Source organism: Sphingomonas melonis (genome assembly GCF_013409985.1).
Lineage (GTDB): Bacteria > Pseudomonadota > Alphaproteobacteria > Sphingomonadales > Sphingomonadaceae > Sphingomonas > Sphingomonas melonis_A.
Window position 1 is genome coordinate 535508 of the sequence record NZ_JACCBY010000003.1, and the last position, 15147, is coordinate 550654.

Annotated in this window: 14 protein-coding genes and 1 tRNA gene; 11 read left to right on the forward strand and 4 right to left on the reverse strand. The window is 66.2% G+C overall.

What is annotated here, in order from left to right; all coding sequences use genetic code 11:
• The first annotated feature begins 51 nt into the window (after positions 1–51).
• The 5 genes from HD841_RS13340 to HD841_RS13360 all read left to right on the forward strand — a co-directional run bounded on the left by HD841_RS13340 (position 52) and on the right by HD841_RS13360 (position 4782).
• Entirely contained in the window at positions 52–984 is a 933-nt protein-coding gene (locus HD841_RS13340; RefSeq protein WP_179509340.1) for a glycosyltransferase family 2 protein, read from the forward strand.
• A gap of 56 nt (positions 985–1040) precedes the next feature.
• Positions 1041–1730, forward strand: a complete 690-nt coding sequence (locus tag HD841_RS13345) for an ATP-dependent Clp protease proteolytic subunit (RefSeq protein WP_306455781.1) — start codon at positions 1041–1043, stop codon at positions 1728–1730.
• Positions 1731–1850: 120 nt separating this feature from the next.
• Positions 1851–3122: an ATP-dependent Clp protease ATP-binding subunit ClpX gene (gene clpX / locus HD841_RS13350; protein ID WP_037533125.1), complete on the forward strand. Its 1272-nt coding sequence runs from the start codon at positions 1851–1853 to the stop codon at positions 3120–3122.
• Positions 3123–3525: 403 nt separating this feature from the next.
• Entirely contained in the window at positions 3526–4059 is a 534-nt protein-coding gene (locus HD841_RS13355) for a hypothetical protein (RefSeq protein ID WP_218845528.1), read from the forward strand.
• A 135-nt stretch (positions 4060–4194) separates the two neighbouring features.
• A complete protein-coding gene (locus HD841_RS13360) occupies positions 4195–4782 on the forward strand; it encodes a hypothetical protein (protein ID WP_373563017.1) in 588 nt (195 codons plus the stop codon).
• A 45-nt stretch (positions 4783–4827) separates the two neighbouring features.
• Here HD841_RS13360 and HD841_RS13365 read toward each other — a convergent pair whose 3' ends face one another.
• Entirely contained in the window at positions 4828–5688 is an 861-nt protein-coding gene (locus HD841_RS13365; RefSeq protein WP_179509341.1) for a manganese catalase family protein, read from the reverse strand.
• Between the two features lie 267 nt (positions 5689–5955).
• Here HD841_RS13365 and HD841_RS13370 point away from each other — a divergent pair, with 267 nt between their 5' ends.
• Positions 5956–7044 (forward strand): calcium:proton antiporter, encoded by a 1089-nt coding sequence (locus HD841_RS13370; RefSeq protein WP_218845530.1) that lies wholly within the window; start codon positions 5956–5958, stop codon positions 7042–7044.
• Here HD841_RS13370 and HD841_RS13375 read toward each other — a convergent pair.
• The 3 genes from HD841_RS13375 to HD841_RS13385 are packed head-to-tail and all read right to left on the reverse strand — an operon-like array spanning position 7017 to position 9438.
• Positions 7017–7490 (reverse strand): hypothetical protein, encoded by a 474-nt coding sequence (locus HD841_RS13375; protein ID WP_179509342.1) that lies wholly within the window; start codon positions 7488–7490, stop codon positions 7017–7019. The two genes, HD841_RS13370 and HD841_RS13375, sit on opposite strands and share 28 nt — an antisense overlap.
• Positions 7487–7720: a hypothetical protein gene (locus tag HD841_RS13380; RefSeq protein WP_179509343.1), complete on the reverse strand. Its 234-nt coding sequence runs from the start codon at positions 7718–7720 to the stop codon at positions 7487–7489. The genes HD841_RS13375 and HD841_RS13380 overlap by 4 nt, the downstream gene beginning before the upstream one ends.
• Positions 7721–7734: 14 nt before the next feature.
• Positions 7735–9438: a M1 family metallopeptidase gene (locus HD841_RS13385; protein ID WP_179509344.1), complete on the reverse strand. Its 1704-nt coding sequence runs from the start codon at positions 9436–9438 to the stop codon at positions 7735–7737.
• A gap of 150 nt (positions 9439–9588) precedes the next feature.
• On the opposite strand from HD841_RS13385, the gene lon reads away from it, so the two are divergent.
• The 5 genes from lon (at position 9589) to HD841_RS13410 (ending at position 15124) form a co-directional block, all read left to right on the forward strand.
• Positions 9589–11982, forward strand: coding sequence for an endopeptidase La (gene lon, locus HD841_RS13390; RefSeq protein WP_179509345.1), 2394 nt, complete (start codon positions 9589–9591; stop codon positions 11980–11982).
• A gap of 153 nt (positions 11983–12135) precedes the next feature.
• Positions 12136–12408 carry an HU family DNA-binding protein gene (locus HD841_RS13395; RefSeq protein WP_179509346.1) on the forward strand — a complete coding sequence of 91 codons (273 nt, stop codon included), beginning with the start codon at positions 12136–12138 and terminating at the stop codon, positions 12406–12408.
• Positions 12409–12459: 51 nt separating this feature from the next.
• Positions 12460–12534, forward strand: a tRNA-Val gene (locus HD841_RS13400).
• A gap of 159 nt (positions 12535–12693) precedes the next feature.
• The gene (locus HD841_RS13405; protein WP_179509347.1) at positions 12694–13026 is read left to right on the forward strand and encodes a hypothetical protein; all 333 of its coding nucleotides are present in this window, start codon (positions 12694–12696) and stop codon (positions 13024–13026) included.
• A 478-nt stretch (positions 13027–13504) separates the two neighbouring features.
• Entirely contained in the window at positions 13505–15124 is a 1620-nt protein-coding gene (locus tag HD841_RS13410; RefSeq protein ID WP_179509348.1) for a hypothetical protein, read from the forward strand.
• Positions 15125–15147 lie beyond the last annotated feature (23 nt).

A 15147-nucleotide genomic window follows, 5' to 3' on the forward strand; every position in this document is an offset into this window, starting at 1 on the left:
CGGACGGATATCGGGTAGACCCATGCCGAGCGCCGCGATGAGGATTCACCCGTGACGCAACCGACGATCGCCGTCCTGCTGCCCTGCTACAACGAGGCTGCGGCGATTGCGCAGACCGTTGCCGGCTTCCGCGCCGCGCTGCCCGGTGCGACCGTCTACGTCTACGACAACAATTCGACCGACGACACCGTCGCGGTGGCGCGCGCCGCCGGCGCCGTGGTCCGCACCGAGCGCATCCAGGGCAAGGGCAATGTCGTCCGCCGGATGTTCGCCGACGTCGATGCCGACGTCTATGTCATGGCCGACGGCGACGCGACCTATGACGCCGCCTCCGCCCCCGCGCTGGTCGCCAAGCTGTTCGACGAACCCTGCGACATGGTGGTCGGCAGCCGGGTCAGCCAGGTGCAGGAGAGCTATCGCCGCGGCCACCGCTTCGGCAATGCGTTGCTCACCGGCATGCTCGCGCGGCTGTTCGGGCGCAGCTTCACCGATATCCTGTCTGGCTATCGCGTGTTTTCGCGCCGCTTCGTCAAGAGCTTCCCGTCGCTGTCGTCGGGGTTCGAGATCGAGACCGAGATCAGCGTCCATGCTCTCGAACTCAAGATGCCCTGCGCGGAGGTCGAGACGCCTTATTACGCGCGGCCCGAGGGGTCGGCGTCGAAGCTGAGCACCTATGGTGACGGCTTCCGCATCCTGCGCACCATCCTGACGCTGTACCGGATCGAACGGCCGCTGCTGTTCTTCGGGGTGATCGGCGCGCTGTTCGCCGCCGTTGGCGTGGCGCTGAGCGTGCCGCTGGCGATCACCTATATGCACACGCATCTGGTGCCGCGCTTCCCGACCGCGATCCTGATCACCGGGCTGATGATCATCGCCGCCCTGTGCGGTTTCGCGGGGCTGATCCTCGATACCGTGGTACGCGGCCGGCGTGAGGTGCGACGGCTCGCCTATCTCGCCCATCCCGCCCCGACTGCCGGGGCTTGAACTCCCCCGTGGGAGCGCCGATGTTGGCATCCTTCGGGGCATATAGAGAGATTTTCATGCATAATCCGTTCGAGACCGGCGACTTCATGAGCCCGATGGCCAGTGCCGGCCTTGGCTTGCAGCAGACCCAGGCGGGGCTGGTGCCGATCGTCATCGAACAGTCGAACCGCGGCGAGCGCTCGTTCGACATCTTCAGCCGCCTGCTGCGCGAGCGGATCATCTTCGTCACCGGCGGCGTCGAGGATGGCATGGCCAGCCTCATCACCGCGCAGCTGCTCTTCCTCGAGTCCGAGAACCCGAAGAAGGACATCTTCATGTACATCAACTCGCCGGGCGGCGTCGTCACGGCGGGCATGGCGATCCACGACACGATGCAATATATCCGTCCGCGCGTCGGCACGGTGTGCATCGGCCAGGCGGCGTCGATGGGCAGCTTCCTGCTCGCCAGCGGTGAGCCTGGCATGCGCGTGGCGCTGACCAATGCGCGGATCATGATCCACCAGCCGTCGGGCGGCGCGCAGGGCATGGCCAGCGACATCGAGATCCAGGCGAAGGAAATCCTGCGCATCCGCGCCCGGATGAACCAGCTGTACGCGCAGTACACCGGTCAGCCGATCGAGGAGATCGAGCGTCGGATGGATCGCGACACGTTCCTGGAGGCGCATGAAGCCAAGGAATTCGGGCTGGTCGACGAAGTGTTCGACAAGCGCCCGACTCCGTCGGAAGATGCTGCCGCAGCGGCATAAAGGCGCAGTTGCGCGCCGGAACGAGCCGTTAGGGACGTTTGGGCGTTGTGGTTTGCGTAACGGCCGGGCTACCATGTCCGGCCTCACCAGCGGGGCCTCACCCGCGACAAGGAAGTTTGAATGACGAAACTGAGCGGTGGCGACTCGAAGAGCACCCTCTACTGCTCGTTCTGCGGCAAGTCGCAGCACGAGGTCCGCAAGCTGATTGCCGGACCGACCGTGTTCATCTGCGACGAGTGCGTCGAGCTGTGCAACGACATCATCCGTGAGGAGACGAAGTCGGCGCTGGTGTCCAAGAAGGACGGCGGCGTGCCGACTCCGCAGGAGATCTGCGACGTCCTCGACGATTACGTCATCGGGCAGAAGCGCGCCAAGCGCGTGCTGTCGGTGGCGGTCCACAACCATTACAAGCGCCTGAACCACGGCGCCAAGGGTGCGGACGTCGAGCTCAGCAAGTCGAACATCCTGCTCGTCGGCCCGACCGGCTGCGGCAAGACGCTGCTGGCGCAGACGCTGGCGCGCATCCTCGACGTGCCGTTCACCATGGCGGACGCGACGACGCTGACCGAGGCGGGCTATGTCGGCGAGGATGTCGAGAACATCATCCTCAAGCTGCTCCAGGCGTCCGACTATAACGTCGAGCGCGCGCAGCGCGGCATCGTCTATATCGACGAGATCGACAAGATCAGCCGCAAGGCGGAGAATCCGTCGATCACCCGCGACGTGTCGGGCGAGGGCGTGCAGCAGGCGCTGCTCAAGCTGATGGAAGGCACCACCGCCAGCGTGCCGCCGCAGGGCGGGCGCAAACATCCGCAGCAGGAATTCCTGCAGGTCGACACGACGAACATCCTGTTCATCTGCGGCGGCGCTTTTTCGGGCCTCGAGAAGATCATCGGCGACCGTCTGCAGGGCAAGTCGATCGGCTTCGGCGCCTATGTCGCGGCACCCGAGGAGAAGCGCACCGGCGAGCTGCTGCGCCAGACCGAGCCGGAGGATCTGCTCAAGTTCGGCCTGATCCCCGAGTTCGTCGGCCGTCTGCCGGTGATCGCGACGCTGGAGGACCTCGACATTCCGGCGCTGGTCAAGATCCTGTCCGAGCCGAAGAACGCGCTGGTGAAACAGTATCAGAAGCTGTTCGAGATGGAGCAGGTCGAGCTCGACTTCACCGACGATGCGCTGGTGACGGTCGCCAAGAAGGCGATCGAGCGCAAGACCGGTGCGCGCGGGCTGCGCTCGATCCTCGAGGCGATCCTGCTCGACACGATGTTCGACCTGCCCGGTATGGATGGCGTCGACGAGGTGATGATCGACAAGGACGTGATCGAGGGCCGCAAGGAGCCGATTCGCGTCTATGCCGAGAAGAAGAAGGATGGGGCGGGCGCCGCGGCCTGAGGCTTTTCCCTTGGGCGGAAATGGGGGCGTCGCGCGAGCGGCGCCCCTTTTTCGTGGGCGCGGGGTGTGGCCGCGGGCGGCTGTGCCCCGGACGGGTGCGGCTGTCGTATGGAACTGAGGCAGTGAGGTTCGATCGGCACCCTCTTCCTGTCCGTCACCCCGAACTCGTTCCGGGGTCCACCCTGCGGCGAGGAGAGTGGCTTGGGAACACAGCGTCCCCCCGCGGCCCGGTGGACCCCGGAACAAGTCCGGGGTGACGGGGGTGGGCGGCAAGCGTCGGGCAACAGCGAATGTTCATAGGCACTCCCGCTGTGTGAGGGGGGAATCAGCCAAATAGCCGCGTCGCCTCATCCGGGGTTAACGCTGGCCGGCCCACACCGGGCCGACAACCGACGGAGCGATAATGGCAACACGGATCGAGACGGCGCCGGACCTCAGTCCGGCATGGCATGAGGGCAGGGGGCCGCTCGCCATCCTGCCGCCGCTGCTGTTCCGGCAGCGGCAGGCGTGGCTGGCGATCCTCGTCGGCTGGCTGCTGACTATCGTCGGCAGCATCGTGCTGAGTGCCATCATCGAACGGCTGGTGCCCGGCCGCCCGGGCCCCGATCTCGGCGATACCTCCGGCCCGATGAAATTGTTCCTCGTCGCCGGCTTCAGTCCGGTGGTCGAGACGCTGGTCATGGCCGGTGTGCTCGGCCTGCTGCTGCGCTGGCTGGCGGGCTGGCAGGCGGTGATCGCCAGCAGCGCCCTGTGGGGCATCGCGCACAGCCTCGCCACGCCATTATGGGGCGCGGTGATCTGGTGGCCGTTCCTGATTTTCTCGACGCTCTACGTCACCTGGCGGCCGCGCGGCTTCTGGCGCGCCATCGGCGTCGTGGTGGCGGTGCACGTGCTCCAGAACCTGTTTCCCGCGATCCTGCTCGTCATGGGCGGGTGAGAGGCGGCGGCGATCGCCGTAGCGCAGGCGTTCGCCTTCTCGTAGACCCCGTACATCGTCGGGGAAACGAGCCGAATCATGTCGTTATCGGAACGCTATCATCGCGATGGGCATGTTGCCCTGCCGCAGTTGTTCGTGCCGGAGGTGCTGCTCGCCTTCTATCAGATGATGCAAAGCGATCTGCAGGCGGCCGGACGGCCGTTGCAGAGCTTCACCGCTCGTGGCCCGCTGCTTCGCCGGCCAGCGATCGAGATATATGCGTTCCAATATGCGCCCATGCTCACGTTTCTGTGGGGACTGACGCCGCGCGTCGCCGACGTGGTCGGACGCGCGTTGCTGCCGACCTACGCGTACTTTCGGGCCTATCAGCAAGGCGACGTGTGCAGGGTGCATTCGGATCGGCAGGCCTGCGAGCACAGCCTGTCGCTCACCATAGCCTATGGCGACGACCAGCCGTGGCCATTGTCCGTTGCGACCGAGCGCACTGACGTGCCGCTGCCGACCGTATCGGAGGATTTCGGAACGCAGCCATATGCTTCGGTGGCGATGCAGCCGGGCGATGGCGTGCTCTACCAAGGCACGCATCATCGGCATGGGCGGCTGGATGCCAATCCCAACAGCTGGTCGGCGCACCTGTTCCTGCACTGGGTCGAGAAGGACGGGCGCTATCGCGACCAGGCCTTCGACCGCCCCGCGCAGGTTCGGGCGGTGCAGGCGCGGTGACGAGGAGGACCGGCGACGCTTCCACCGCCGCCGGTCCCCGAACGATCAGGCCTTGCCGATCTGGTCGGTCTGCGCGCCGCTGTCGGGGCGGGCGGGGCCGAGGATCGGTTCCTGGCCGAGCGGCTCGTTGCGGAATACGGTGTATTCGCCCTTGCCGTCGACCGACGGACCGCTGGTCCAGCGCCCCTCGGGGAAGGTGCCGTCGACCGAGGTCGCGTAGAAGTTATAGTTGTTCTGGTTGTCTTCCTCGCTCTGCGGGAAGCTGTTCGGAATCGGCGCCTGCGTGGTGAGACCGCCGAGTTCCTCGACGACCGCGAGCCACTGATTCTGGTGCATCGTGTCGCGCGCGATCATATAGTGGAGCATCTTCTTCATGCCCTCGTCATGCGCGGCGTTGAACAGGCGCACCGCGAGGACGCGGCCGGTGCTCTCGGCAGCGACGTTGGCATACATGTCGGCGGCGACGTTGCCGCTGGCATAGATGTGGCTCATGTTGAACGGCACGCCGTCCGAATCGATCGGCATCGCGGCAAGGCCGCTCGACAGCAGATTCTTGTGGATCAGCCCTTCGATGATGTGGCGCGGCCGCTCGCCGCCCATCACCGCCCCGACGATGCCATCGGCTGCGCCCTCTTCCTGCAACGAGGCGGGTGCCTTGTCGAGGTTAAGCGCCACGGCGGTCGCCAGCATCTCGATATGGCCGATCTCTTCGGTCGCGGTGTGCAGCAGCATGTCGCGATAGCGCGTGTCCGGCGCGCGATTGCCCCACGCCTGGAAGAAATATTGCATGCAGACGCGAATCTCGCCTTCGACGCCGCCGATCGCCTGTTGCAGCATCCGCGCGAACTGCGGGTCCGGCTTCTCGACGGTGACGGGATATTGCAGGCGTTTGTCATGATAATACATTGCGGCGTCTCCAGTGTCTGGGAAGAAACATGTCGGCGTCGCACCGACCCTGACCCAACCGTTAACGACGCCGCAGGTTTATTGCGGAGCCATAACAAAGCCGAACAATCGTAATAACTTACATCAGGCCGGTCCGATCATGCCGGTTGCGCCGGATGAATTCTTGATCCGTATCAAAATGTAAACGGCAGCTTTGCGGCGCGGCCATCGCGGACCTTTTCGCCGGCCAGGAGCATTGGCTTGCCGTAACGATCAGGAGGAGACAGCATGACCGTAACCAGAGGCTGGATGGGGCTGCCGGCATGGGCGATCCTGTTCCCGGCGTTGGGCGTGCCGGTCGTGCTGCTGTCGGTCTATGCGATGGGGCTGGTCGGCACGATCGTCGCGGCGGTCGTCCTGATCGGATCGGTGGTCGCGGCGGTCCATCATGCCGAGGTGGTCGCGCATCGCGTCGGCGAGCCGTTCGGCACGCTGGTGCTGGCGATCGCGGTGACGGTGATCGAGGTGTCGCTGATCGTCTCGCTGATGCTGTCCGGATCAGGCGATGTCGCGGCGCTGGCGCGCGACACGGTGTTCGCGGCGATCATGATCATCCTCAACTTCATCATCGGCCTCTGCCTGCTGACCGGCGGGCTGAAGCATGGCGAGCAGCGATTCACGTTGCGCGGGATCAGCGCCGCGCTGGCGACGCTGGCCGCGCTGGTCGTGCTGTCGCTGATCCTGCCCAATTACACGACGAGCGCGGCGGGGCCGACCTATGCGCCGTCGCAGCTGATCTTCGTCGCGATCGTCAGCCTCGTGCTCTACGGCACCTTCGTGCTGGTGCAGACGGTGCGGCATCGCGACTATTTCCTGCCCGCCGGCGATGTCGAGCCGGAGGAACATGCGCCGCCACCGAACGATCGTACCGCGTGGAGCGCGTTCGGCGTGCTGCTGGTCGCGCTGGTCGTGGTGGTGCTGCTCGCCAAGGGGCTGTCGGCGCAGGTCGAGGCGGCGATCCTTGCCGCCGGGTTGCCGCTGGCGATCGTCGGCGTGGTGATCGCGGCGCTGGTGCTCGCGCCGGAGAGCCTGGCGGCGTACAATGCGGCGCGGCGCGACCGGTTGCAGACCAGCCTCAATCTCGCGCTGGGATCGGCGCTGGCGACGATCGGGCTGACCATTCCGGCGGTGGCGATCGTCAGCCTGGTGCTCGGGCTGCCGCTGGCGATGGGGATCGGGGCGAAGAGCATGACCTTGCTTGCGCTGTCGTTGTTCGTGACGACGATCTCGCTGGGGACCGGACGGACCACCGTCCTGCAAGGGGTGGTGCATCTGGTGATCTTCGCCGCCTATCTGTTCACGACGGTGGTGCCGTAACGCGGGCGTTCAGCGGCGCGCGCGCGCAGCCACGTGCCCAGCGCGAAGACCGGCAGCGCCACCACGAGGCGCGGCAGGTGCCCGAGCGCCAGCGCCAGTGCGATCACCACCAGCGCCGGTGCGATGGGGCTCCGGGTGCGGCCGCGTGTCGCCATTGTCCGGATGACGAGGCCGAGTGCGGTGGCGAGCAACAGCGCGGTCACCGCCGCCTGCACCAGCGCCGCGGTGCCGAGCGGGTCGAGGGTCGCGTCCACCGGGCCGCTCGCGGCGATGCCGCCGCCGAGCGCCTGGACCGCGATGCCGGCCAGCGACAGGGCGTCGCGCCGGCTGCCGGCTTCGCGCCGTCGTCGCCAGCGCAGCACGGCCAGTGCGACCAGCGCCACGGCGAACAGGAACAGCCCGGTCGCCAGCGCTGCCAGTCCCGGCAGGCCGGCGGCGTGGATCACCGTGGCCGCTGGCGGCTGGCAAGCCACAGGCCGGCGCCGATCTGCGCCAGCGCGTAGAGCCGGCGGCGGCCCGGCCGGTCGACGAACGGCGCCACGGTCTTCTCGGCGCCGAGCGATCGGTCCTTCCACAGATCGACGTGCCGGCGCGGCTGGGCGAGTCCGACGAGGCCGTCGCCGACCATGAAGATCGCCGCCATCTCGGCAGCGCGCGCGGTCCAGGGTGTCGACATGGCGGGGTCCTCGGTCACTTGGGCTTGGGCTGCGCGGCCTTCCACGCCTGATAGGCGTCGATCGCATCGTCCTGCTTGAGCACGCGCGCCATCGGATCGACGACGACATGCGCGCCCTCCGGCACGGTGATCGTGCCGACGCCGCCGGTCATCGGCACCGTCTGGACGACATTGTCGACCAACACCTCGACCGGCAGCGGGAAGGGCTTGTTGGTCGGCGTCGTCCATTTCAGCGTCAGCTGCGTCGCGTTGCGCGTTACGGCCAGCTTGGGCAGCGCCGCCTGGTAAAGATAGACGTCGAAGAACCACTGCCAGTCCTGCCCCGTCACCTGTTTGACGTAGCCGATGAATTCGGGCGTGCTGCGGAACAGCGGCTGGAAATTGCCCGGCGCCGGATCGGCGCGGCCGTAGACGGTCCAGCGCAGCACCTCGGCGAACGCCTTGTCGCCGATCGCGTTGCGCAGCGTGTGGAGGATCCACGCGCCCTTGTAATAGATGTCGCCGCCGCGCCCCGGCGAGGTCTTGTAGACGTCGTCGGCGGTCTGCGGCTTGCCGGTGACCAGCGCCGACTGGTTGAGGATGTTCTTGCGGATGTCGAGCATCATCGCGGCATAGCGCGCCTCGCCCTCGCGCCAGCGGCCGTAGAGCGGCTGCATGTACGAGGTGAAGCCCTCGTGCATCCAGAAATCGTCCCAATTGGGCGCGGTCATCTGGTTGGCGAACCATTCGTGGCCGAACTCATGCTGGAACAGCCAGTCGAACCCCTCGGGCGCCTTGGCATAGTCGTTGCCGTAGGCGTTGATCGTCTGGTGCTCCATGCCCTTGTGCGGCGTCTCGACCACGCCGACCTTTTCGGTCGCCCAGGGGTAGGGGCCGACCACGCTCTCGTAGAAGTCGAGCGTCGGGGCGAATTCGGCGAACAGTTTCTCCGCCTTGTCCTTCTCGCCGGGCAGGTACCAATAGGTCATCGGGAATTCGTTGCCGAACCGGCTCTTGTAGGTGCCGGTGAGTTCCTCATACGGCCCGACGTTGAGCGCGATCGCATAGGGATTGGGGTGCGCTGCCTCCCAGTTCCAGGTGCTGCGGCCGTCGTCGAGATGGTCGACGCCGAGCAGCTTGCCGTTCGATGGCGCCTTCAGGCCCTTGGGCACGGTGATGTGCAGCGTCACCTTCTCGGGCTCGTAGGTCGGATAGTCGATGCACGGCCAGAACAGGTCGCAGCCCTCGCCCTGCACCGCGGTGGCGACCCAGGGGCTGCCGTCGGGCGTCTTCGCCCAGACGAAGCCGCCGTCCCACGGCGCGCGCACCGCGGTGTGCGGGCGGCCGCCATAGGTGATCTTGACGGTGAGCTTGGCGTCCTTGGCGGCCTTCTTGAGCAATTTGATCGTCATCCGGCCTTCCGGATTGGCGAAGCTCGCCGGATCGACGCCGTCGACGGTGACCGCGGTGACGGTGAAATTCTTGTCGAGATCGACGACGAGCCGGTCGGTCCGCTCCTTGGCGGTGAAGACGAGCGTCGCGGTGCCGTTGATGACCTCGCGGGCGGGATCGACCTCGATCTGCAGGTCGGCGGTGTCGAACGTCACCTTCTTCTGCGCCGGGTCGAGCGGGCCGCCCGACGCCGCGGTCTGCGCGCTGAGCGGCGGCTTGCCCGGTTCGGCGGCATACGCGCTGGTCGACAGCAGCAAGAGGGCGGCGAACGGCAGGCGAAGCGGCATTCTGTACTCCCGAATGGACGCGGCGGGTTTCGGCGCTCGGCCCGAGGATGACAAGACCCGCCGTGGCCTGATCGCGACGATTGATGGATACGCCCCGATCCCCATATAGTGTATCAAAGCCATTCTGTTCGAAGTGGCACCGGAGTACCCATGATCACATTCCCCGTTCTGCCGCTGCGCGACATCGTCGTGTTCCCGCACATGATCGTGCCGCTGTTCGTCGGGCGCGACAAATCGGTCGCCGCGCTCGAAGCGGCGATGGGCGCGGACAAGGAGATTTTCCTCGTCGCGCAGCTCGATCCGGCCGAGGACGATCCCGGCCGCGAAGATCTGTACGAGGTCGGCGTCACCGCCACCGTCCTGCAATTGCTCAAGCTGCCCGACGGCACCGTGCGCGTGCTCGTGGAAGGCAAGGCGCGCGGCCGTCTCGGCGAGCTGTCGGAGGGTGACGGCTACCTCCAGTCGACCGTCGAGATGCTCGAGGAGCGCGAGGCTGAGGGCGTCGAGGTCGAGGCGCTGATGCGTTCGGCGATCGAGCAGTTCGAAACCTATGCCAAGCTCAACAAGAAGCTGCCCAACGAGACCGCGCAGCAGCTCACCGAGATCACCAAGGCGTCGAAGCTCGCCGATGCGATCATGGCCAACGTGCAGGTCAAGGTCGCCGACAAGCAGGCGCTGCTGGTCGAGCCGGACCCGGTCAAGCGACTGGAAATGGCCTATGCGCTGATGGAAGGCGAACTCGGCGTCCTCCACGTCGAGAAGAAGATCAAGAGCCGCGTCAAGCGTCAGATGGAGAAGACGCAGCGCGAATATTATCTCAACGAGCAGCTCAAGGCGATCCAGCGCGAGCTGGGCAACAGCGACGACGAGAGCGACGGCGACGAGATCGCCGAGCTGACGCAGAAGATCGCGACGCTCAAGCTGAGCAAGGAGGCGCGCACCAAGGCGACGTCGGAGCTCAAGAAGCTCAAGACGATGGCGCCGATGAGCGCCGAGGCGACCGTCGTGCGCAACTACCTCGACGTGCTGCTCGGCCTGCCCTGGGGCAAGAAGTCCAAGATCAAGAAGGACATCGCCGCGGCACAGGCGGTGCTCGACGAGGACCATTATGCGCTCGAGAAGGTCAAGGACCGGATCGTCGAATATCTCGGCGTGCAGGCGCGCACCAACAAGCTGAAGGGGCCGATCCTGTGCCTCGTCGGGCCGCCGGGCGTCGGCAAGACCAGCCTCGGCAAGTCGATCGCCAAGGCGACGGGCCGCGAGTTCATCCGCCAGTCCCTCGGCGGCGTGCGCGACGAGGCCGAGATCCGCGGCCATCGCCGGACGTACATCGGCTCGCTGCCGGGCAAGATCGTGACCAACCTCAAGAAGGCCGGCACGTCCAACCCGCTGTTCCTGCTCGACGAGATCGACAAGCTCGGCCAGGATTTCCGCGGTGACCCGGCCTCGGCGCTGCTCGAGGTGCTCGACCCCGAGCAGAACGGCAAGTTCAACGACCATTATCTCGAGATCGACATCGATCTGTCCGACGTGATGTTCGTGTGCACCGCCAACACGCTCAACCTGCCGCAGCCGCTGCTCGACCGGATGGAGATCATCCGCCTCGAAGGCTATACCGAGGACGAGAAGGTCGAGATCGCCAAGGGCCATCTGATCGAGAAGCAGATCGAGGCGCATGGCCTGAAGGCCGGCGAGTTCACGCTGACCGACGAGGGCCTGCGCGCGCTGATCCAGAAGTACACCCGCGAGGCGGGCGTGCGCACGCTGGAGCGCGAGATCGCCAAGCTGGCGCGCAAGGCGTTGCGCCAGATCCTCGAGGGCAAGGCGACGAGCGTCGTGATCACGCCCGAGAACCTCCACGAGTTCGCCGGAGTGCAGAAGTTCCGCTACGGGCTCGGCGAGACCGAGCATCAGATCGGCGCGGTTACCGGGCTCGCCTGGACCGAGGTCGGCGGCGAATTGCTGACGATCGAGAGCGTGACGGTGCCGGGCAAGGGCGCGGTCAAGACGACGGGCAAGCTCGGCGACGTGATGAAGGAATCGGTGCAGGCCGCCTTCAGCTTCGTCCAGGCGCGCAGCCCGAGCTATGGCATCAAGCCGTCGCTGTTCCACCGCAAGGACATCCACATCCATCTGCCCGAAGGGGCGGTGCCCAAGGACGGTCCGTCGGCGGGTATCGGCCTCGTCGTCTCGATCGTCTCGACGCTGACCGGCGTGTCGGTCAAGAAGGACGTGGCGATGACCGGCGAGGTGACGCTGCGCGGCCGGGTGCTGCCGATCGGCGGCCTCAAGGAAAAGCTGCTCGCGGCGCTGCGCGGCGGCATCACCACGGTGCTGATCCCGCAGGAGAATGAGAAGGATCTCGCCGACATCCCGCAGAACATCAAGGACGGGCTCACCATCGTGCCGGTGAGCCACGTCGACGAGGTGCTCAAGCTCGCGCTGACCGAACCGCTCGTCGCGATCGAATGGACGGACGCCGACGAACTCGCCGCCTTGCCCCCGGCCGGGGTTGCACCCGCCGGTGGTGAGTTGCATCACTGAGCCGATCGCGGTTAGGGCGACGCCTTAACGTTTTGAAACCGCTGCGTCCCACCGGACGCAGCGGTATCGATTGACTCTGCCGGGCGAGGCGGCCTTAGTGGTCGTTCTGGCTTGGCAATGATTCTTCCAAAGGTTCGAAGGGGGCAGTATTCCATGAACAAGCAAGAGCTGATCGCGACGGTCGCCGACACCGCGGGGCTCGCCAAGGGCGATGCGATCAAGGCGGTGGAAGCGGTGTTCGACGCGATCACCGACAGCTTGAAGAAGGGCGACGAGGTTCGCCTGGTGGGCTTCGGCACCTTCTCCGTCTCGAAGCGCAAGGCGTCGCAGGGCCGCAATCCCCGCACGCTGGAGCCGATGACGATCAAGGCATCGAACCAGCCGAAGTTCAAAGCGGGCAAGGGCCTGAAAGATTCGGTAAACTGAGACTGGACAGCGGCGGCGGCGCCCCGTAAAGGCGCGCCTCCGACAGGTTTCGGGCGCGTAGCTCAGCGGTAGAGCACACCCTTCACACGGGTGGGGTCACAGGTTCAATCCCTGTCGCGCCCACCATATCAGCCCGTCCGATCGCACGATCGGCGGGCTTTTTGGTTTCTTGGCGTCCCGTGTGCGGGGGCGCGCGCTGACGATCGCGTCCGCATTGGTCGTTGCGGGGCGGGAACAATCCTTCGTCCGCCGAATTAAGTCTCTCAGTTCTAAGGGAGAGAGATCATGGTAGACTATACGACCGACCGCAACGGCGACCGCGTCATCGTCGAACGCCGCGGCGGCGCGGGCCGCGTGCTCGCGATCATCGCGGTCGTTGCGATCATCATCGTCGCACTGCTGTTCCTGACCGGCTTCTGGAGCGCGGACGTCACCAAGAAGGGCTCGCTGCCGACCGTCGATGTCAGCGCCAAGGGTGGCTCGCTGCCGGATGTCGACCTCGATTCGAAGAAGGTCGTCGTCGGCACCAAGGAAACCACCGTCGAAGTCCCCAAGGTGAAGACCGAGAAGGAAACCGTCTCGGTTCCCGCGATCGGCGTGAAGGACGGCGACAAGTAAGTCTCGCCTGATCCGAAACGGCGGGCGTCCTCCGAAGGGAGGGCGCCCGTTTTGCGTCTGGGGTGGGTGTGCCGCGGAGGGGGCGCAGAAGAGGGAGGCCGAATCGGCATTCATCGTCGCCGCAAAGTCCTCCCCCGCCAGGGGGAGGTGGCATGCCGCAGGCATGACGGAGGGGGAGGTAAAGTGACACGTTCGTTCCGTGTCCTCCCCCTCCGTCACGGCTTCGCCGCGCCACCTCCCCCTGGCGGGGGAGGATTTGTGTTAGTACGCAATCCTGAGATCGTTCAGATGCTTGCGCCATATGGCTCGCTGCCGCGGTCCACTCCCGTCGCAACAAAACCGTCACATCCTCGTCACTGAAACGTCTCCTGAATCTCATTCAGGCGTCATTTACCGCTCGTACCGCGGCTCCAGGGATCGGTCGAAGGGGGAGCCTTGGCCGACCGTCACAACGACTATCGACCGGGAGCTTTCGATCATGGCGAGCCACACGCGCATCGGCGCAATCCTCATGGCCTCAACCGCGTGTCTGGCGCTGGCCGGCTGCGGCGGCGCCGACAGCGTCGCCTCGCCGGGTGCCGGCAGCGTCGTGATCGTCAGCCCGACCCCCACGCCGACCGCCCCCACCCCGTCGCCGACCCCGTCGGCGATCACTGCGGCGCAGTTCGCCGCCGCCACGACGGTCGGCACGGGCGCCAACGCCATCACCGTGACGGCGGAAGAGCAGCTCGCGATCATCAACACGGGAACCAACAACAACGTCAACGGTGTCGGTTCGACGCTCAACGGCGTTTACCCGACCTCGGCAACGTCGCTGACCCCGGCCGCTGATCCGTCGCTGATCAACGCCTTCTTCACCAAGACCGATTTCGTCGGTGCGCTCAACGGGCCGAACGATACGGCGTTTCAGGATTGGACCTGCAACGCGCCGGGCACCAGCTTCGGCGGTAGCGGTGCCTCCTGCTCGGCAGTACCGACCGCGGCAATCGGTAGCGGCGGCGCAACCGCGGCGTGCCCGGCCGACACGATCGACGACGGGCTGGTGCAGGGCTTCCGTGCCTGCCGCCTGCCGCTCAATATCTCGAAGGACACGAACCTGCCCAAGATCTCGGGCGTCTTCTATCGTCTCCGCGGCCAGACCGAGGTCGGTGCCGATCTCGGCGCCAACGGCGGCGCCGGCGTGACGCTGACGATCCAGCCTGGCGTCGTCATTGCAGCCGATTCGAGCGAGCCGACCAACGACCTGCTGCTCGTCAACCGCGGTTCGAAGCTCAACGCGACCGGCACGCGCGCCGCGCCGATCATCTTCACGGCGCAGCAGAACCTGGGCGGCAACAACAATTTCGGCGACGGCAGCCAGGGCCTGTGGGGCGGCGTCATCCTGCTCGGCCGCGCGCCGACCGCGGTGTGCGTCACCGGCAGCGGCACGCCGCAGCGGCCGTGCGAACTGGCGATCGAGGGCGTGACCGGCAAATTCTACGGCGGCACCAACACCGCCGATTCGAGCGGCACGATGTCCTATGTCCAGATCCGCTATTCGGGCATTGCCATCACCGAAGGCAACGAACTGCAGGGCCTGACGCTCGGCGGCACCGGGTCGAGCACGCAGCTCGATCACATCCAGAGCCACAACTCGGCGGATGACGGCATCGAGATCTTCGGCGGCACCAGCAACCTGAAGTATATCGCGATCACCGGCGCGGACGACGACGGCTTCGACATCGACAACGGCTATCGCGGCTTCATGCAGTTCATGATCGCGATCCAGAAGGCTTCGGGTGCGACGGTCGACAGCTTCTCGACCGAGATCGACTCGAACAATGCCGAGGACCTGCTGCCGCGGACCTTCGCCACCTACGCCAATTTCACCTTCATCCAGACCGCGGCGGCGCCGGCCGCGATCCGCCAGCGCGGCGGCTCGGACATGCGCTTCGTCAACGGCGTCGTCCGTACCCCGTCGGGCGTCGCCTGCGTCAACATCGTCGCGGGCGAACAGGTCAACGGCGTGCGGACCACGGTGCGCCCGGCCGATCCGAACCTCCAGGACTTCGGTCCGCCGTCGTTCAACTCGATCTACTTCGCCTGCCAGGGCCGCTGAGGCCGGGGGCGCCGCCGGTGCCC

What these genes read in the sequence shown, in the direction of transcription:
- HD841_RS13385 (WP_179509344.1), bottom strand. Translation starts at nt 9,438, where the DNA reads ATGCCGCTTCGCCTGCCGTTCGCCGCCCTCTTGCTGCTGTCGACCAGC.
- HD841_RS13370 (WP_218845530.1), top strand. Translation starts at nt 5,956, where the DNA reads ATGACCGTAACCAGAGGCTGGATGGGGCTGCCGGCATGGGCGATCCTG.
- lon (WP_179509345.1), top strand. Translation starts at nt 9,589, where the DNA reads ATGATCACATTCCCCGTTCTGCCGCTGCGCGACATCGTCGTGTTCCCG.
- HD841_RS13405 (WP_179509347.1), top strand. Translation starts at nt 12,694, where the DNA reads ATGGTAGACTATACGACCGACCGCAACGGCGACCGCGTCATCGTCGAA.
- clpX (WP_037533125.1), top strand. Translation starts at nt 1,851, where the DNA reads ATGACGAAACTGAGCGGTGGCGACTCGAAGAGCACCCTCTACTGCTCG.
- HD841_RS13365 (WP_179509341.1), bottom strand. Translation starts at nt 5,688, where the DNA reads ATGTATTATCATGACAAACGCCTGCAATATCCCGTCACCGTCGAGAAG.
- HD841_RS13345 (WP_306455781.1), top strand. Translation starts at nt 1,041, where the DNA reads ATGCATAATCCGTTCGAGACCGGCGACTTCATGAGCCCGATGGCCAGT.
- HD841_RS13410 (WP_179509348.1), top strand. Translation starts at nt 13,505, where the DNA reads ATGGCGAGCCACACGCGCATCGGCGCAATCCTCATGGCCTCAACCGCG.
- HD841_RS13355 (WP_218845528.1), top strand. Translation starts at nt 3,526, where the DNA reads ATGGCAACACGGATCGAGACGGCGCCGGACCTCAGTCCGGCATGGCAT.
- HD841_RS13380 (WP_179509343.1), bottom strand. Translation starts at nt 7,720, where the DNA reads ATGTCGACACCCTGGACCGCGCGCGCTGCCGAGATGGCGGCGATCTTC.
- HD841_RS13395 (WP_179509346.1), top strand. Translation starts at nt 12,136, where the DNA reads ATGAACAAGCAAGAGCTGATCGCGACGGTCGCCGACACCGCGGGGCTC.